Origin of the sequence: Polaromonas sp. JS666, assembly GCF_900103405.1 — a bacterium.
Taxonomy (GTDB): Bacteria; Pseudomonadota; Gammaproteobacteria; order Burkholderiales; family Burkholderiaceae_C; genus Polaromonas.
In genome coordinates, this window is sequence record NZ_FNHX01000016.1 from 22,719 (window position 1) to 40,495 (window position 17,777).

Below are 17,777 nucleotides of genomic sequence, written 5' to 3' on the forward strand. Positions count from 1 at the left end.
AACAAGCCGTTCAGTGCGATGCCCGCACGATGACCTTGCCGCGGGCATGGCCGCCCGCCACCTGCTCCAGGGCGGCGCGTGCATCGTCGAGCGGATGGATGGTGTCCAGCACGATCTGCAACTGCTTGGCCTTGAAGCTTTCCAGAATGCCGGACAGGGCCTCGGCATCGTGCTGGAAGAACACAAAGGCGCCCGCTTGGCTGCCGCGAGGCTTGACGGCGAAGTCGACGGTGCTGACCACCGCGCCCCGGGGCGCGAGCACCTGCCATGAACGCTCGAGCGTGTCGCCGCCCACCGTGTCGAGGACCAAATCCACCCCGCGCAGCAAGCCGGCGAAGTCCTGGCGCTGGTAGTCAATCACCTCGTGGGCGCCCAGTTCCTCGGCCAGGCCCAGGTTGCGCGCCGAGGCGGTGGCGACAACATGCGCCCCGGCCTGCCTGGCGAACTGCACGGCAAAGCTGCCGACACCGCCCGCTGCCGCATGGACCAGCACGCGCTGCCCGGCTTGCAGCTTGCCGGCGCCGAACAGGGCCAGCCAGGCCGTGCCCGCGGCCGTCGGCAATGCGGCGGCCTGCTCGAAACTCATGTCGGCCGGCATGAGACTCAGGGCTTGCTCGGGGACAACGGCCGCCTGCGCGAACGCACCGCCGGCGGTAGGCTCCAGGCGGCCCACCACGCGGTCGCCGGGCTGGAACCGGGCCACGCCGGGGCCTGCCTGCAGGACCACGCCGGCCAGGTCGGTGCCCAGCGTGTAGGGCAGGCTCACCGGAAACACCTGGCGCATATGGCCGGCCAGCATCTTGAGGTCCAGCGGGTTCACGCTGGCGGCTTCTATGCGCAGGGACACCTGGCCCGGGCCCGGTTCGGCCGGCGCGAGGTCTTCAAGCACGGCCAGGCTGGGATTGCCGAATTCGTGGATACGCAGCGCTTTCATGCAGTGCCCTCGCCGGCCTGGTTACCGAGTGCCGGAAAAGCGCCTAGCTGCTGGAACAGGCCGAACCAGTCCTCCATATGCCAGGTCCGCTTGATGCGCTCGCCCTCGAATTCGTGAAACTCATGGATGCGAAAGCTGACCTTCTTGCCGGTGGCCGCAATGCCGAAGAGAGGCCCCAGGTGGGTGCCCGTGATCTCGGCGCGCACCGCGGCGCGGCCCTGGTCCATCAACACATCATGGGCCGTGATACGCACGTCGGGCAGCGCTTCGATAAAGCCGCGAATGATGGGCTTGAGGCCTTCGGGCCCGGGGCCCTGGCCGGGCGCCAGGGGGATGTCGTCCCAGTCAGCGGTAACGGCGGCATCCAGGAGGTCGGGGTTCTGGTCGCTGAACGCGCGGTACAGCAGGTCTATGGCCTCGCGCCGCGCCTGCTCCTGCGCGCTGGGGTTGCCGGGGTTTGAATGGCTCATGAGGGTGATCCTTGTGTGACAGTGAAGTAGTGAAGCAATGGCGGAATTCTGGGCATCGCGCTACCATCTGTCCAACAAATGATCTGTATAAATGAGTATTTGATTTATGGATTTTCATGGGATAGACCTGAACCTGCTGGCGGCCTTTGATGCGCTGGTGGAGGAGCGCAACGTGACCCGCGCCGCAGTGCGCATGGGCGTGAGCCAGCCGGCGATGAGCGCCGCGCTGTCGCGCCTGCGCACGCTGTTTGAAGACCCCTTGTTCTTGCGCAGCGCCGAAGGCCTGCTGCCCACGCCGCGCGCCAGGGACCTCGCCGGGCCCGTGTCGGATGCGCTGCGGCGGCTGGAGGCGGCGCTGGTGAAAAAGCCCGAGTTCGAGCCGGCCCAGGTGGCCATGGATTTCACCCTGGGCCTGTCGGACTATCCGGCCTTTGTGCTGCTGCCCGCGCTGTTGAATGCGCTGGAGAAGAAGGCGCCGGGCATCTCGCTGAGCGTGCGCAGTTTCAGCAGCCGGGACAGCGCGGTCGACCTGCTCGACGCCGGTTTGATCGACGCGGCGGTCGGCGTGCCGCCCACGCAGGCGGAAAGCCGGATACTGACCCGCCCCATCCTGCACGACGACTTCGTCACCATCGTGCGCCGCGACCATCCTGATGCGCGGCGCGGCATGAGCCTGAAAACCTTTTTGTCGCTGCCGCATGTGCTGGCCTCGCCCGAAGGCGACCGCCACGGCCTGGTGGACGAAGCGCTCGCGCAGCTCGGCAAGCGCCGCAAGCTGGCGCTGAGCCTGCCGCAGATGTTCGCGGTGCCGGCGGTGGTCGCCCAGACCCGGATGACCGCTACCGTCATGAAGCGGGTGGCCCTGCATTCACCGGCCCGGCGCATGCTGGTGCTGTTTCCGCCGCCCGTCGCGCTGCCGCAAGTGCAGTTCGACCTTATCTGGCACAGGCGCAGCGAAACCAACCCGGCCCAGGCCTGGCTCAGGGCATTGATCGAGTCGCTGGCGAAGTCCTTGTAGCCTTGCGCCTTCCCCTGCCGGGGAAGGGCCGGCGGCCCGCGGCGCAAAGCTATGATCCACCGCAGAGGGGGCGCACCGCCACAGGCCAGGCCTGCGGTGCGCCGGAGGGCAAGTGAAGCAGGACCCGGGCGGCCGGGCCGGCCACAACACAAGAACCATGATGAAAAGAAACACCAAACTGGCCCTGGGGGCCGCGGGGGCCGTGCTGCTGCTGGCGGTGGCGACGGCCGTGCTGATCAGCGTGGACAGCCGGGCCTGGCGCGGCAAGCAGGACAAGGCGACAGCGGCGGCCGTGGCGACTGCAGTGACCGCGCCGCCGGACACCAGCAAGATTCTTTCAGGCATGCAGGAGGTGCTGGCCGGCTACCGCAAAATCATTGTGCTGTTTGCCGATGAAAAAAGTCTGGGCACGAACGAGCGCGCCATGGCCAACCAGGTGGGCCAGGGCCTGTTCCATGAAAACCGCGAGCGTGTGGCCGCGCTGGAGGCGCAGATGGCGGCGCTGGCGGCCTCGGGGAATGCGCAGCGCTTTGACGCGATGGCCGGGCTGCTGGACTACATCGAGAGCGACAAATCCCTGTTCGACGCGGACCGCCTGGCCTTTCGCGAGCTGCTGCGCAGCCTGCAGGCCGCGGTGGCGGCGGATTCCTCGCTGCCGGCCATCAAGCTGCACAAGCGCATAGGCGAGGACCTGGACGCGCTGCAGGAAATAGAGCGCACTTACGAAAAAGAAATCCGCCTGGTGTTCGGCCGCTTTGAGCCGCGCGCGATCGACTTGAAACGCGAGCGCTGGGAAGACTATGTGGCCAGCCTCAAGAAGCTGTACACGCGCGCGCAGATTCTGAAAGACTTCGGCGTGGTGATGCCCTACCCGGCGCCCAAGGCGCCGACGCGCAAGGCCAAGGGCGAGGAAGAGGGCGAGGTCTTCGGCTACAGCCTGCCGCCCAAGACGGTGGTGCTGACCTTTGACGACGGCCCGCACGGTGTATACACGGCGGAGATCGCGGCCATCCTCAAGCAGTACGGCGCGCCGGCCATCTTCTTCCAGGTGGGCAGCAACCTGGGCACGGTGGCGGCCGACGGCAAGACCAAACTCGGCCCGCGTGCCGAGGTAAGCCGCAAGCTGCTGGAGGCGGGCCACACGCTGGCCAACCACAGCATGACGCATGCGCAGCTTTCCAAACTCAAGGGCGATGGGCTCAAGTCGGAAGTGCTGGGCACCGACGAGCTGCTCAAGGCGGTGGATGCGCGGCGTTCGCCGCTGTTTCGTTTTCCGTATGGCGCGCGCAATGACGAGGGCCTGGACCTGCTGTCGGGCGCGCAGCTGCGCTCGGTGATGTGGAACATCGATTCGCTGGACTGGGCCGACCCGGTGCCCAGCTCGATTGTGGAGCGCGTGCTGCGCACGGTGGAGAAGGAAGGCCGCGGCATCATCCTGTTCCACGACATCCACGAGCGCACGGTCAAAGCCCTGCCGGCCATCCTGGATCGGCTGGTGGCCGAGGGCTACCAGTTCGCGAACTGGGATGGCAGCGGTTTCAGCATCGCCAAGGGCGCGGCGGCGGCGCCGGCCCCGGTGGCGGCCAACCCGGGTTACAGCGATTCATGGGCCGTCGTGATCGGCATTGATGACTATGCCCACTGGCCCAAGCTGCAGTATGCGGTGCGCGACGCGCGGGCGATCCGCGAGACGCTGGTGCAGCGCTTTGGTTTCAGCGCCGAGCATGTGCTATCGCTGGAAAACCGGGAAGCGACACGCGCCGGCATACTCGCGGCCTTTAACGACAAGCTGGCGCGCAGCGGCATGAAAAAGAACGACAGGCTGTTTGTGTTCTTCGCGGGCCACGGCGCGACGCGCCAGCTGACATCGGGCCGCGACCTGGGCTACATCATCCCGGCCGATTCGGACCCGAACAAGCTCGCGACCGACGCGGTGCCCATGACAGAGCTGCAGAACATCGCCGAAAGTGTGACGGCCAAACATGTGCTGTTTGTGATGGACGCCTGCTACAGCGGCCTGGGGCTGACGCGCGGCGCGGGCAGCGGCAACTTTTTGCGGGACAACGCCAAGCGCCTGGGCCGGCAGATGCTGACTGCCGGCGGCGCCGACCAGCTGGTGGCCGACGGCGGGCCCAACGGGCATTCGGTGTTTACCTGGACGCTGCTGCAGGCCATGGCCGGCAAGGCCGACCTCAACGGCGACGGCCTGATCACCGCGACCGAGCTGGCCGCGTACGTGGCGCCGGCGGTGTCGGCTGTGTCGCGCCAGACGCCGGCCTTCGGCAGCCTGCCGGGTTCGGAAGGCGGCGACTTTGTGTTCGCGCTGCCGGTGGAGGCGGAGTTTTTGAGCGCGCAGACCGGCCAGCTGTCGGTGGACGCGATTGCGCTGAACAGCAAGCTCGATGCGACACGGCCGCCGGTGCCGGCGACTGCGGCCGCGCCTGCCGCTGCCGACAGCCCCGCCGCGCTGCCGGTGTCGGCCACCGTGGTGGTCAAGGATTTGCAGGGCGGCGAGCAGAAGATCGTCACGCCGCTGGCCGTGCCGAGCTCGGCGCGCCAGCTCGCGCAGCGCGCCAACGACCGCGGCCTGCAGCTCTACAAGGAAAAAAATTATGCCGAGGCGGAAGCCCAATTCACCGAAGCGCTGAAGCTGCGCCCGGATTTCGCGCTGGCCGCGAACAACCTGGGCTTTGTCTACTTCAAGCAGGACAAGTTCAAGGAAGCGGCGCGCTGGTTTGAGAACACGGTGAAGATGGACCCTTCACGCGCGATTGCCTACCTGAACCTCGGCGATGCCCATGCGAAGGCGGGCGACGGCGAGAAGGCCAAGAAGGCCTTTCGCGCCTACCTGGAGCTCGCGCCCACGGGACCGGGCGCGGGCCATGCGAAGCAGGAGCTGGAAAAGGGCTGAGCCGCGGCAGACCAGGCGGAAAAACAAAAAAGGGGCAGCTGAAACAGCTGCCCCTTTTTTTGCGCGCTTGCTTACTTGCTTGCGGCGGCTTTCACGTCGGTCTTGGCTTCGGCCTTGGTGGCGTTGGTGTCGAGCTTGGCCTTGGCCTTGTCGGCGCCGGTTTCCACTTTCAGCGAGTCGACCTTGGCGTTGGCATCGATCTTGGTGGAAGCGGCCTTGGCGTCGGCCTTGATGCCGGTCTTTTCAGCCTTGGCGTTGGCCTTGGCCTGGTCGTCAGCGTCGGCCTTGGAAGCTTTGGCTTCGGCCTTGGCTTTCACCTTGGCAGCCTTGGCATCGGCCTTGGCGGTTTTTGCGGCGGCTGCGGCTTCGGCCTTGGCGACTTTGGCATCTGCCTTGGCATCGACCTTGGCTTCGCTCTTCACGGCGCCGGCAACGGCTTTGTCGGCCTTGGCGTCCGCCTTGACTTCAGCTTTGGTAGCAGCCGAAGCGGCAGGTGCAGTGGGTGCGGGAGTTTGTGCGGAAGCGATGCCAACGAACAGGGTGGCGATCAGGGTAGCGAGCAGTTTGTTCATGAGAGAGTCCTTTGGATATGGAAGGTTGAAACGTTGATAGCACGTAGCCTCGTGTTCAACGGCGTGCACGCGGCCTTGTTGACCCGGGACACACAAGCTTGCATTTGCGGCGGGCGCTTTACATCCTTTGTCGCTGTGCGGCGACAAACACGCGCCTTGCTTGCCTGCCATGTAGGATGTGGCGCATCGAGACTGCAGGACAAGAACAGACGGCATGCGCAATACAACAACTCCCCAAAAAATCGTCATCGCGGGCGGCGGCGTGATCGGCAGCGCGATCGCCTACTTCCTCGCAAGCCACCCGCGCTTTGCCGGTGAGGTCACGGTGATAGAGCGCGACCCGACCTATGCGCAGGCTTCATCGGCGCTATCGGCCAGCTCGATACGCCAGCAGTTCTCGCAGCCGGTGAACATCGCGGTCTCGCAGTTCGGCATAAAGTTTCTTCGCCACATCCACCAGCACCTGGCCGTTGACGGCAGCGTGCCCGAAATCGGTTTGGCCGAGCGCGGCTATCTTTATCTGGCAACCGATGCCGGCGCGGCCACCTTGCGCGAGAACCATGCAACGCAGCGCGCCATGGGCGTGGAAGTCGCGCTGCTGGAGCCCGCGCAATTGCGGCAGCGCTTTCCGTGGCTGAATGTGGACGACCTCGCGCTGGGCTCTTTGGGCCTGGCGGGCGAGGGCTGGTTTGACGGCTACGGCCTGCTGATGGCCTTTAAACAAAAGGCGCGCAGCCTGGGCGTGCAATATGTGAAGGCCGAGGCCACGGGCTTTGTGCACAGCGCCGGCCGTGTGACGGCGGTGAGCTTGCAGGGCGGCGCGCAGCTGCCTTGCGACTGGGCGGTGAACGCTGCGGGCGCCTGGGCGCGGCCGCTGATGGCAAACACCGGGCTGGACCTGCCGGTGTACGGGCGCAGGCGCTGCGTCTACGCGTTTGCCAGCCCCGCGAAGACGCCGGGCTGCCCGCTGGTGATAGATAGCAGCGGCCTGTGGTTCCGGCCCGAGGGCGAGATCTGGATCTGCGGCCTGCCGCCCGCTGAGGACAAGGACGACAACGATGCACCGCTGGACGTGGACCACGAACTCTTCGACCAGGCCTGGCTGACGCTGGCGCACCGCGTGCCGGGTTTTGAGGCGCTGCGCCTGCAGCGCGCCTGGGCCGGTTATTACGAATACAACACGCTGGACCACAACGCGCTGCTGGGACCGCACCCGCTGCTGCCGAATTTGCTGCTGGCCAATGGCTTTAGCGGCCACGGCCTGCAGCAGTCGCCGGCCGTGGGGCGGGGCCTGGCGGAATGGATTTGCGAGGGGGCTTACACCAGCCTGGATTTGTCGCCGCTGGCGGCCGAGCGGCTGGTGAGCGGTGAGGCCCTGGTTGAGAAGAATGTGATTTAGGCAGCGGGCAAGGGAGAAAAAGCGCGTTTTGAGCCGCATTTCCGAAAATACGGCTCATTTTTTGAGCCGTATTTGCTTGCGCTTTACTTTTCGCTGTCCAAATGCGCCATCTGCTCAGCCCCATACCGCGTGCCTGCCACCGCATCGGCCGGCAGCGCGGCTTCAATGCGCTGGAGGTCTTCGCTGCCCAGCGTGAGCTTGAGCGCACCCAGCGATTCACCCAGCTGCTTCAAGGTGCGCGAGCCGACCAGCGCCACCATGTCCACGCCCAGGGCCTTGCCGCGCGCGAGCACCCAGGCAATCGCGACCTGCGAGGCCGTGGCACCCAGGCCGGCGGCGAGTTGCTGCAGCACGTCGACGAGTTGCTGGTTTTTGGCGGCGTTGTCGCCGGTAAAGCGCGGCAGGTGGGCGCGGAAGTCATTCGGCCCCGTGGGTTTGGAGCCCGACAGCAGGCCGCGTGAGAGCACACCGTAGGCCGTCACGCTTATGCCCAGCTGCCTGAGCACGGGAAAGATGTCGGCCTCGGGCCCGCGGCTGATCAGCGAGTACTCGATCTGCAAGTCCGTGATCGGGTGCACGGCGTGGGCTTTCTGGATGGTGTCGACACCGACTTCGCTCAGGCCTATGTGGCGCACAAAACCGGCTTTGACCATGTCGGCGATGGCGCCAATCGTGTCTTCAATCGGCACGTTCGGGTCCAGCCGCGCGATGCGGTAGATGTCGATGTGGTCGGTGCCCAGGCGCTGTAGGCTGTGGGCCAGGAAGTTTTTGACGGCGGCGGGCCGGCCGTCCATGCCTATCCAGCCGGCGCTGGGGTCGCGCAGCGCGCCGAACTTGACGGAGACCAGTGCCTCGTCGCGCCGGCCCTTGAGCGCGCGGCCCAGCAACATCTCGTTATGGCCCATGCCGTAGAAGTCGCCGGTGTCTATGAGGTTGATGCCGGCGTCGAGCGCCGCGTGGATGGTCGCGATGCTTTGCGCTTCGTCGGCCGCGCCATACATGGCGGACATGCCCATGGCGCCCAGGCCTATGGCGGAGACGGATTGCGGGCCTTTGGCGCCCAGACGGGTTTGGGCAAGGGTGGTGGTGTTCATGGGGAGCCTTTCGGTGAATTTGGAGTCAGTGCATGGATGCTTGGGTAGAAGGACTGTATTGATTTCAATTACAGGAATAAACTGCCAATCACTTAAATAACTGTTACCTGATTCAAGAACAATAAGGCTGATTTCATGAGTGTTGACCGCTACAAAGCGATGGAAGTGTTTAACCGCGTGGTCGAGCTGGGCAGCTTTACCGCGGCGGCCACGGCCCTGCACATGCCCAAGGCGCGCGTGACGACGACGGTGCAGGAACTGGAAGCCCACCTGGGCGTGCGGCTGCTGAACCGCACCACGCGGCGGCTGAGCCTGACGGACGACGGCGCGCTGTACCACCAGCGCGCGCTGGCCATGCTGCAGGACATGGGCGAGCTCGAGGGCGCGCTGCGCCGCTCTGTGGCCACGCCGGCCGGGCGGCTGCGCGTGGATGTGCCGGCCGCCGTGGGCCGGCATGTGGTCTCGCCGGCGCTGCCGGAATTCTTCAAGCGCTACCCGGACATGGTGCTGGAGCTGGGCAGCAGCGACAGGCCGGTAGACCTGGTGGCCGAGGGCGTGGACTGCGTGATTCGCGGCGGCCTGCTGCACGACGAGACCCTGGTCGCTCGGCCGCTGGGCCGGCTCAAGGTGGTGACCTGCGCCGCGCCTTCCTACCTGGCGCAGTACGGCACGCCGAAAACCCTGGAAGACCTGGAGCAGCACCGCTTTGTGAACTTCCACTCTGCCAAGACCGGCAAGATATTTCCATTCGAGTTTTCAAAGAACGGCGAGCTGCGGCAAATCAACCGCCCGCACTGGGTGACCTGCAACGACGCCGACAGCCATATGGGCGCGGTGCTGGCCGGCCTGGGCCTGGCGCAGCCGCCGCTGACGCGGCGCACCTGCGCGCTGCTGGAGAGCGGTGCGCTGGTGCGCGTGCTGCCCGACTGGCAGCCCGAAGACCTGCCCATGGTGGTGATGTACCCGCGCAACCGCCACCTGACGGCCAAGGTCAGGGCCTTTGCCGACTGGGTGGCCGAGGTCTTCAAGGCGGAGTTCGCGGCGGGCGCGAAGCTGTACCCGCAGTAGCGGCGCGGCCTCAGGCGGCCGCGCGGCTCAGCTTGACGGGGGCGAAATCGACCGGCACCGCAAACGCCACATTGACGTAATTGGTGAAGAGGTTGAGCGCCACATGCGCGAGGATCTCGACCACCTGCTCATCGCTGAAGCCGGCCTTGCGAATGGCCTGCACGTCGGCTTCGGAGACATTGCCGCGTTCGTTCACGAGCTTGAGCGCAAACGCGAGCGCCGCGGCGGTGGCCGGGTCGGCGGATTCGCCGCGCTGCGCGGCGGCCATGCCCTCGGCGCTGACGCCGGCCTTGCGGCCCAGCGCGGTGTGGGCGGCCAGGCAGTACTCGCAGTCATTGCGGTCGGCGACCGCAACGGCAATCTGCTCGCCGAGTTTGGCGCCAATGCTGCCGCCGCCCAGGGCGCCGAAGAAGCCCCACATGCTTTGGAGCGCGGCCGGCGAATTGGCAACGGCCTTGAACATATTGGGCGTGGCGCCGAAAGCCTGCTGGACCTGGTCGAGCAGGGCTTTGCGGTCTGCGCTGGTGGCGCTGCGGTCTATCAATGGGATGCGTGACATGGTGGAGTCCTTGAAAAGTTGGAAGTGAAGGGCTGAACATTTCGTGCGGTGGGCTAGACGCCACTGGCTGCACGGGATGCAGTTTCCCGCGACAATCTGGACTGATTGGATCAATTCATCCATCAAATCATCCTTATCGTCCAGGCACGCCCTCAACCCCACACTTCCCCATGAACCCAGGACTGGACCGGCTTTCCGCGCTGATGGAGCGCTTTCGCGTGCGGGCCCATCTGTTCCACAACGGGCCGCTGTGCGGCGTCACACACTTCACGCCCGAAGCCGGGCTGGGGTTTTTGCATGTGATGCGGCGCGGGACCATGGTGGTGACGCACCGCGCGGGCACAGGTGCGCCGTGCCGCGTGGAGGTGAACGAACCCAGCCTGGTGTTTTACCCAAGGCCTTTGGCGCACGACTTTCACAATGCGCCGGTGGAAGGCGCCGACTTCACTTGCGCGACGCTGGCCTTTGACGGCGGCGCCGGCCACCCGCTGGCGCGTGCCCTGCCGGCGCTGGTGGTGCTGCCGCTGGCGCGCGTGCAAGGGCTGGAGCACACGCTGGCGCTGCTGTTTGCCGAAACCGAGCAGGTGCGCTGCGGCCAGCGCCTGCTGGCCGACCGGCTGTTCGAGGTGCTGCTGCTGCAGTTGCTTCGCTGGCTGCTGGACCACCCACCCGAAGGCGGCGCGCCCGAGGGCTTGCTGGCGGGCCTGGCCGAACCGCGCCTGGCGCGCGCGCTGGTCGCGGTGCATGAAAAGCCCGGTGAGGCCTGGAGCCTGGAGCGGCTGGCGCAAGCCGCCGGCATGTCGCGCAGCGCCTTCGCGCTGCTGTTCAAGCAGAAAGTCGGGCAGACGCCGGCGGACTACCTGGCGACCTGGCGGCTGGCGATTGCCCAGGCCGAGCTGCGCGGCGGCCAGTCCCTCAAAGCCATTGCCGCGCGGCTCGGTTATGCGAATGCTTCGGCGCTGTCGCGCCTGTTCGTACAGAAGACGGGGGTCTCGCCGCGTGACTGGGCCAAGGCAGCGTAGTTCCGCTGGCCCGTTGCCAGTCTGCGGCGCAAACTCCAGCCGCTAACATCGGTAACCATGTCCCTACCACCTGATCCAAGCGCTGAACCGGCTGCGGCGACTGTACCCGGCAGGACGGCGCACCAACACACCGTGCCGCCCAGGCTCCATGTTTTGCTTGCGCGGGATTCATCGAAGGCGGTGATCATCCGGCGGGGGCCGACACGCTATACCTCGGTCATCGGCTGGGACAGAAAGTCCGACAAGTTCCAGGTCGGCCAGTGGTTGTATGGCCGCATTTACGAACGGCGCTCCGACCTGTCGCCTGACGGCAAGCACATGATCTACTTTGCGATGAATGGCCGCTGGTCTTCCAGCGTCAAAGGTTCGTGGACCGCGATATCGCGCGCGCCGTACCTCAAAGCCGTCTCAATTTTCGCCAAGGGCGACTGCTGGCACGGGGGCGGACTGTTTCGCTCGCCCTCCGAATACTGGCTGAACGACGGCTACGGGCACGAACTACAAGTAGAAGATCACCGCTTGAAGCGCACTCTGGAGTACCCATGGCATGAGCACTATGGCGGCGAGTGCCTCGGCGTCTATTACGTCCGGTTGCAGCGCGACGGCTGGAAAATGCTCTACGTCGCTCCCGATGGAGCGGGCGGCCACGTCACCCGGTTCGAGAAACGCATCAACGGCCACTGGGTGCTTCGAAAGAATGCGCACGCAAGCGCTCACCATCCGGTCGGAAGAGGCGTCTACTACGACACGCACGAACTGTTCAACACCAGAACAGAAGAGACAGTTATCAAAAAGGCCTGGGAGTGGGCCGAAATGGACGGTGACCGCCTGTTGTGGGCCGCGGAAGGCCGCATCCATTCAGGCCGGGTGAATACCATCGGCCTGAAGGACGAGAAGATGCTCCATGACCTCAATCCCATGCAACCTGAAAAGTTGATGGCGCCGTATTAAACATACAGCGCAAAGCCTCGCCCCGGGGATTTTCAATGACCGCGCGGCACCAAGGCCAGCAGCACAAAACTACCGGCCAGCGCGAGGTTCTTGAAGAAATGCAGGACCTGGTTGCGCAGCGCTTGCGGCGTGGCTGCCCAGAAGTTGTGGGCGATGAAAGCGTCGGCCAGCAAAAAGGTCGCGGCGGCCAGCGCGAACCAGCGCAGCTGCCAGCCGAAGGCGAGCGCCAGGCCGGCGGCGACCTCGATCGCGCCGATGGCGGCGCCCACGTAGTTGCGCTGCTTTGCCGAATCGAGGAAATGTGAGGCACCGGGGCCTATGAAGGCCAGGGCCATCAGCGTGCGGGCCAAGGCCACGATGAGAGCGGGGTTCATGGTGTGCTTTCTGAAGAGATTTGAGTGAGGGGCGGGGTGCGGCTTGCGCCACCCGCCCCGGCGCGAGCCTCAAGCGGCCCGGCGCACCGCAGGCTTGAGCATGTCGGCGATGCCTATGCGCTGGGCGAAGTCCTCGCGCACGCGTTCGGCCACCACGGTGACTTCAGCGGCGCCGTCGTCGATGAAGTCGATCACCGAACGGAAGGGCCGCGTGCCGGCGGGCAGGCCGACGATGCGGGTGATGTCGTCGGCCACGGCCTGCGGGTCGGCATCGGCGGGACTCAGGGCCGAGAGGCGTTCGCCGATCTTGTCCATCACGCCGTCATAACGCGCATAGGCGGCGGCGAGGGCCGCGTCTGCCGGCTTGCCGGCGCTGGGGAAGTGGTCCGTGCCCTTGGTTAAGGCGCCGGGCACGACGATGGAGGTTTCGATGCCGAAGCGGGCAAGCTCATAGGACATGGTGACGGCCATCGAATCCATGGCGGCTTTCGCCGCGGCGTAAGGGCCGAGGAAGGGCGGGAAGCCGCCGCGCACCGTGCTGCTGCCGACCCACAGCAGCAGGCCCGCTTCCGCCTTGCGCATGGCCGGCAGCGCGGCGCGGTTCACGCGCTGGCTGCCCAGGAAGTTGGTGTCCAGCACCTTGATGATTTCTTCGGGCGTGTAGGCCTCGGCAGGGCCGACGACCAGGTGGCCGGCGTTGTGCACGACGACGTCGAGGCGGCCCTGCTCGGCCAGGATGTGGGCCACGGCGGCGTCGGCCGAGGGCTGCGACAGCACGTCGAGTTCAACAGCGCGCAGGTCAAAGCCGTTGGCAAAACTCCAGTCGCGCAGCTCACGCACCTTGGGCGCGTTGCGGCCTTCGATGTCGCGCATGCTGGCATACACGGTGTGGCCGGCCCGGGCCAGCGAGCGGGCGGAGAGATGGCCAATGCCGGTGGCGGCGCCGGTGACGAGGATGACGGATTTCATGGTGTGTGTCTTTCTGGAAAGGGGTTGAAACTTGGAAAATGTTTTGTTGAACTGACGAAAGGGCGCGCAGATTTCGTAGCGAGCGGCCCGAGGTCAGGTCGAGCACCGCAGCCGTACACCCGTACGGCGAGGAGCGCAGGCCTGAGATCGGGACGCGCAGTAGAAAGCTGCAGCCCTTTCAAACCACGCCGCCGTTGGCGCGGAGCGTTTGGCCGTTGACCCATGCCGAGTTGTCGCTGACGAGGAAGGCGACAGCACTCGCGATGTCCTCAGGCGTGCCGAGCCGTTCCAGCGGCGCCATCTTGGACATGCGCTCCACCGTCTCGGGCGTCTTGCCGTTGAGGAAAAGGGCGGTGGCCGTGGGGCCGGGGGCGATCGCGTTGATGCGGATGTTTTTGCCGCGCAGCTCTTTGGCCATGATGTGGGTGAAGGTTTCCACTGCGCTCTTGGTCGCGCCGTAAACCGCGTAGCCGGGCAGGGCCAGGCCGATCACGCTGGTCGAGAAATTGACGATGCGACCGCCGGACTGCAGGCGCGCGACGGCTTCACGCAGGGTGTTGAACGTGCCCTTGACGTTGACGGCGAACAGGCGGTCGAAGGTGTCGTCGTCGGTGTCGGCCAGCGCGGGCAGGCTGGGCGGCATGATGCCGGCGTTGTTGACCAGCACGTCGACGCGGCCGAAGGCTTTGATGCTTGCGTCGAACAGGGCTTTGACGGCGGCGGAACTGGCGACGTCGGCCTGCACGGCTATGGCCTTGCCGCCGGCGGCGGTGATGGACTGCACCACGGCCTGGGCTTCTTCGGCCTGGCCGGCGTAGTTGACGACGACGGCGTAGCCCTCTTGCGCAAGGCGCTGGGCGACGGCCGCGCCTATGCCGCGCGAGGCGCCGGTGACGAGGGCAACTTGGGTGGATGCGGAAGCGGTCATCTGGAACTCCTGAAATTGATAAAGGTTGGTTTGTTCTGACTGCCCGCGGCGCCTGGTTTGTTTGCGCTTTTGGTGAGCCAGTGACGCCATTGTTCTATTCAATTCATACCTCATAAATACCGTAAACTTGCCTTCACTGTTCAATCAACGCCAACAATTAGGTGGCAACAAAATGGATAGGTTTCATTCGATGCAGCTGTTCACGCGAATCGTGGAGCTGGGCAGTTTTACGAAGGCGGCCGACGACCTGCATCTGCCGCGCGCAACCGTGACGCACGCGGTGCAGCAGTTGGAAAAACGCCTGGGCGCGCGGCTCTTGCACCGCACGACGCGCCACGTAAGCCCCACGCAGGACGGCGCGGCCTATTACGAGCGCTGCCTGCGCCTGCTGACGGACCTGGAAGAGGCCGAGTCGGCGTTTGTGAACGTGGGCAGCAAGCCGCGCGGCAAGCTGCGCGTGGACTTGCACGGCACGCTGGCCAAGCATTTTTTGCTGCCGGTGATCGGCGATTTTTTTGCGCGCTACCCGGACATCGAACTCGAAATCGGCATGGGCGACCGGCTGGTGGACCTGGTGCGCGAGGGCGTGGACTGCGTGCTGCGCGTGGGCGAGCTGGCCGAGTCCAGCATGGTGGGGCGGCGCGTGGCCTTGCTTGAACAGGTGACCTGCGCGAGCCGCGAATACATCGCCAAACACGGCAAGCCTGACACGCTGGAGGCACTGCGCGCCCACCGCGCGGTGAATTTTTTATCCAGCCGCACCGGCAAGGCGCTGCCTTTTGATTTCATGGTCGACGGCGTGCCGCGCCAGGTGCAACTCAAGGGCTCGGTCGCGGTGACGGACGCCGACGCCTACAAGGCCTGCTGCGCCGCGCACCTGGGTTTTATCCAGGTGCCGCGCTACCACCTGGCCGCGCAGCTGGAGGCGGGCGCGCTGGTGGAAGTGCTGGCGCAATTCAGGCCGGCGCCCATGCCGGTGTCTGTGCTGTATCCGCACCACCGGCAACTCTCACCGCGCGTGCGGGTGTTCGTAGATTGGGTGGCCGACGTCATGGCCCAGGCGCGCTGAGAACTCAACGCGCCAGTGGCAGCGCATAAGCGCGCACATAGTCGCCCGCCCGCGTGCCCAGCGAGCCGTGGCCGCCGGCCACCACCAGCACATACTGCCGGCCGTCAGAGCCGGTGTAGCTCATGGGCGTGGCCTGGCCGCCGGCGGGCAGGCGGGACTTCCAGAGTTCGTCGCCGGTGTTGACGTCGTAGGCGCGCAAATAATCGTCCAGCGTGCCCGAGAGAAAAGCGACGCCGCCGGCCGTGGCAAGCGGGCCGCCCAGGTTGGGCACGCCCATGCGGAAAGGCAGCGGCACGGGCGAGAGGTCGCGCACCGTGCCGTTTTTGTGCTGCCAGGCGATGGCGCCGGTGACGAGGTCGGCGCCGGCCACATAACCCCAGGGCGGCGCCTGGCAGGGGATGCCCAGCGGCGACAAAAAGGCGCTGAGCTTGACGGCAAAGGGCGCGCCGAAGTTTTCATTGAGCGAGGGCAGGCTGCCTTCGGGCCGCTGCTTGCCCTGGACCATCAGCGTCGTGTCGTCAGTACGCGGCACCAGCTTTGACACAAAGGCCAGGTAGGTCGGCGTGCTGAACACCATCTGCCGCACCGGGTCGACGGCCACGCCGCCCCAGTTGAAGACGCCGAAGTTGCCGGGGTAGACCAGCGTGCCCTGGGTGGACGGCGGCGTGAAGCGGCCTTCATAGCGCAGGCGCTGGAAGGCGATGCGGCAATACAGCTGGTCGAACATCGTGGCGCCCCACATGTCGCGGCCGGTCAGCGGCGGCGGGTTGAAGGACAGCGCCGACTGGGGCTGCGTGGGCGCGCTGCGGTCGCCTTGCGCGGCGCCCTGCGGCGCGGGGACTTCGGTGACGGGCAGCAGCGGCGTGCCGGTGCGGCGGTCCAGCACAAAAATCTCGCCCTGCTTGGTAGGCTGCACCAGGGCGGGCACGCGGTTGCCGTTGATGTTGATGTCCAGCAGGCTGGGCTGGGCCGGCACGTCGTAGTCCCAGAGGTCGTGGTGGACGGTCTGGAAATTCCAGCGTACCTTGCCGGTGGCCAGGTCCAGCGCGACGACGGAAGAGGAATAGCTTTCCACCGCCGGGCTGCGGTTGCCGCCCCACTGGTCGGGCGGCTGGTTGCCCAGGGGTACGTAGACCATGCCCAGCGCCTCGTCGACGCTGGAGATGGCCCAGCTGTTGGGCGAGTTGGCGGTGTAGCTCTGGCCGGGCGCGAGCGGCGCGCTGCTGTCGGGCCGGCCCGAATCCCAGGCCCACACCAGTGCGCCGGTGTTGATGTCGAAGGCGCGTATGACGCCGGACTGCTCCTTGGTGGAGACGTTGTCGAGCACGGTGCCGCCGACGATGATGAGGCGGGACGTCACCACCACGGGCGAGGTCGAGTAATAGGCGCCGGGCTTGCGGTTGGGCATGCCGGCCCAGAGGTCTATCTGCCCGGTGCCGCCGCCGAAGGCCGTGCAGGGTTTGCCGGTCTCGGGGTTCAGCGCGATCACGCGCCCGTCGGCCGTGGGCATAAAAAGTTTGGCCGCGCAGCCACCGCTCGCGGCCGGCACGGGTGCGGCCGGCGGCGGCTGGTAGGACAGGCCGCGGCAGGTCAAATGCTGCAGCGCGAGCTGGCCCTGGATCTCGGGGTTGAAACGCCAGGCCTCGGCGCCGGTGGTGGCGTCGAGCGCGATCACCGACTGGTGCGGCGTGCACAGGAACAGCCGGTTGCCGACTTTCAGCGGTGTCACCTCGAAGGTGGTTTCCTCGGGGTCGCCGGGGCGGCCGCGCATGTCGCCGGTGCGGTACTGCCAGGCCATCTGCAGCTGCTCGACGTTGTCGGGCGTGATCTGCGCCAGCGGTGAATAACGCTGGCCCTGGCCGGTGCGGCCATAGGCATGCCATTCACCGGCCGGCACGCTGTCGGCCGGCGCCGATGCGGCGCCCAGCGGCGGCAGGGGCAGCATGCCCACCAGGCGGTTGTCGTCATGGAACCAGGTGACGACCGCCGCGACCAGGAAGGCGCCCAGCACCGAACCCAGCGCCCAGCGTCCGCCGCGCATGCCCCAGGCGCCCTCGTGGCCCGCCGCCCCTATGGGCCAGGCACTGGCGGTCCAGGGTGCCGCCAGGAACAGGCCGATGAGAAACACCACGCCGCCGCGCGCGGCCAGCGGCCACCAGTCCAGCCCGGACTCCCACAGCGCCCAGGCCAGGGTGCCGCCCACCAGCACGGCAAACACCCACAGCCCGGCCGGGCTGCGGCGCATCAGCAGCACAGCGGTAAGCACAAAGCCCAGGCCCGCGAGCAGGTAATACCAGCTGCCGCCCAACACGCCAAGCCAGGCGCCGGCCAGCAGCACCGGCACGCCGAGCAACAGCAGCACAAAGCCCGTGACCCAGGACGTGCGCGAAGAGGGAGCGGCGCGGTAATGCATTTTTGTTCTTGGGATGCGCGCATTTC

16 protein-coding genes are annotated in these 17,777 nt (G+C 66.3%); 7 read left to right on the forward strand and 9 right to left on the reverse strand.

The annotated features are described in order from the left end of the window. Positions 1-10: 10 nt before the first annotated feature. Both BLQ85_RS22825 and BLQ85_RS22830 read right to left on the reverse strand, forming a co-directional pair. Positions 11-934: an NADP-dependent oxidoreductase gene (locus tag BLQ85_RS22825; protein WP_074580258.1), complete on the reverse strand. Its 924-nt coding sequence runs from the start codon at positions 932-934 to the stop codon at positions 11-13. Next, positions 931-1,404 carry an ester cyclase gene (locus BLQ85_RS22830; RefSeq protein ID WP_074580259.1) on the reverse strand — a complete coding sequence of 158 codons (474 nt, stop codon included), beginning with the start codon at positions 1,402-1,404 and terminating at the stop codon, positions 931-933. Before BLQ85_RS22830 ends, BLQ85_RS22825 begins: the two co-directional genes overlap by 4 nt. 106 nt (positions 1,405-1,510) lie before the next feature. Between BLQ85_RS22830 and BLQ85_RS22835 the strand changes: the two genes are divergently transcribed. After that, complete coding sequence (locus BLQ85_RS22835) at positions 1,511-2,422, forward strand: LysR family transcriptional regulator (RefSeq protein WP_074580260.1); 912 nt, start codon at positions 1,511-1,513, stop codon at positions 2,420-2,422. A gap of 160 nt (positions 2,423-2,582) precedes the next feature. Continuing rightward, the gene (locus tag BLQ85_RS22840) at positions 2,583-5,333 is read left to right on the forward strand and encodes a polysaccharide deacetylase family protein (protein WP_254806507.1); all 2,751 of its coding nucleotides are present in this window, start codon (positions 2,583-2,585) and stop codon (positions 5,331-5,333) included. A gap of 71 nt (positions 5,334-5,404) precedes the next feature. On the opposite strand, the gene BLQ85_RS22845 is transcribed toward BLQ85_RS22840, so the two are convergent. Next, positions 5,405-5,905, reverse strand: coding sequence for a hypothetical protein (locus BLQ85_RS22845; RefSeq protein WP_074580261.1), 501 nt, complete (start codon positions 5,903-5,905; stop codon positions 5,405-5,407). 214 nt (positions 5,906-6,119) lie between these two features. Here BLQ85_RS22845 and BLQ85_RS22850 point away from each other — a divergent pair, with 214 nt between their 5' ends. Continuing rightward, positions 6,120-7,304 (forward strand): NAD(P)/FAD-dependent oxidoreductase, encoded by a 1,185-nt coding sequence (locus tag BLQ85_RS22850; protein WP_074580262.1) that lies wholly within the window; start codon positions 6,120-6,122, stop codon positions 7,302-7,304. A gap of 83 nt (positions 7,305-7,387) precedes the next feature. Here BLQ85_RS22850 and BLQ85_RS22855 read toward each other — a convergent pair whose 3' ends face one another. After that, on the reverse strand, positions 7,388-8,398 hold the full coding sequence (locus BLQ85_RS22855) for an aldo/keto reductase (protein ID WP_074580263.1): 1,011 nt from the start codon (positions 8,396-8,398) through the stop codon (positions 7,388-7,390). Positions 8,399-8,533: 135 nt separating this feature from the next. On the opposite strand from BLQ85_RS22855, the gene BLQ85_RS22860 reads away from it, so the two are divergent. Beyond that, positions 8,534-9,466, forward strand: coding sequence for a LysR family transcriptional regulator (locus BLQ85_RS22860; RefSeq protein ID WP_074580264.1), 933 nt, complete (start codon positions 8,534-8,536; stop codon positions 9,464-9,466). 10 nt (positions 9,467-9,476) lie between these two features. Here the strand turns inward: BLQ85_RS22860 and BLQ85_RS22865 are convergent, their stop codons facing one another. Then, positions 9,477-10,025 carry a carboxymuconolactone decarboxylase family protein gene (locus tag BLQ85_RS22865; protein ID WP_074580265.1) on the reverse strand — a complete coding sequence of 183 codons (549 nt, stop codon included), beginning with the start codon at positions 10,023-10,025 and terminating at the stop codon, positions 9,477-9,479. Positions 10,026-10,195: 170 nt separating this feature from the next. Between BLQ85_RS22865 and BLQ85_RS22870 the strand changes: the two genes are divergently transcribed. Together BLQ85_RS22870 and BLQ85_RS22875 are read left to right on the forward strand one after the other, a co-directional pair. Next, positions 10,196-11,047 (forward strand): AraC family transcriptional regulator, encoded by an 852-nt coding sequence (locus tag BLQ85_RS22870; RefSeq protein ID WP_074580266.1) that lies wholly within the window; start codon positions 10,196-10,198, stop codon positions 11,045-11,047. Positions 11,048-11,104: 57 nt separating this feature from the next. Beyond that, complete coding sequence (locus BLQ85_RS22875) at positions 11,105-11,998, forward strand: hypothetical protein (RefSeq protein ID WP_175456182.1); 894 nt, start codon at positions 11,105-11,107, stop codon at positions 11,996-11,998. A gap of 32 nt (positions 11,999-12,030) precedes the next feature. Here the strand turns inward: BLQ85_RS22875 and BLQ85_RS22880 are convergent, their stop codons facing one another. From BLQ85_RS22880 to BLQ85_RS22890, 3 genes are all read right to left on the reverse strand, one after another. Then, positions 12,031-12,372 (reverse strand): hypothetical protein, encoded by a 342-nt coding sequence (locus BLQ85_RS22880; RefSeq protein ID WP_074580268.1) that lies wholly within the window; start codon positions 12,370-12,372, stop codon positions 12,031-12,033. A 69-nt stretch (positions 12,373-12,441) separates the two neighbouring features. Then, positions 12,442-13,341 (reverse strand): SDR family oxidoreductase, encoded by a 900-nt coding sequence (locus BLQ85_RS22885; RefSeq protein ID WP_074580269.1) that lies wholly within the window; start codon positions 13,339-13,341, stop codon positions 12,442-12,444. Positions 13,342-13,519: 178 nt separating this feature from the next. Beyond that, positions 13,520-14,269, reverse strand: coding sequence for a glucose 1-dehydrogenase (locus tag BLQ85_RS22890; protein ID WP_074580270.1), 750 nt, complete (start codon positions 14,267-14,269; stop codon positions 13,520-13,522). 172 nt (positions 14,270-14,441) lie between these two features. Here BLQ85_RS22890 and BLQ85_RS22895 point away from each other — a divergent pair, with 172 nt between their 5' ends. Next, positions 14,442-15,338, forward strand: coding sequence for a LysR family transcriptional regulator (locus BLQ85_RS22895; protein WP_074580271.1), 897 nt, complete (start codon positions 14,442-14,444; stop codon positions 15,336-15,338). 4 nt (positions 15,339-15,342) lie between these two features. Here the strand turns inward: BLQ85_RS22895 and BLQ85_RS22900 are convergent, their stop codons facing one another. Continuing rightward, entirely contained in the window at positions 15,343-17,751 is a 2,409-nt protein-coding gene (locus BLQ85_RS22900; protein WP_074580272.1) for a glucose/quinate/shikimate family membrane-bound PQQ-dependent dehydrogenase, read from the reverse strand. Between the last annotated feature and the right edge of the window lie 26 nt (positions 17,752-17,777).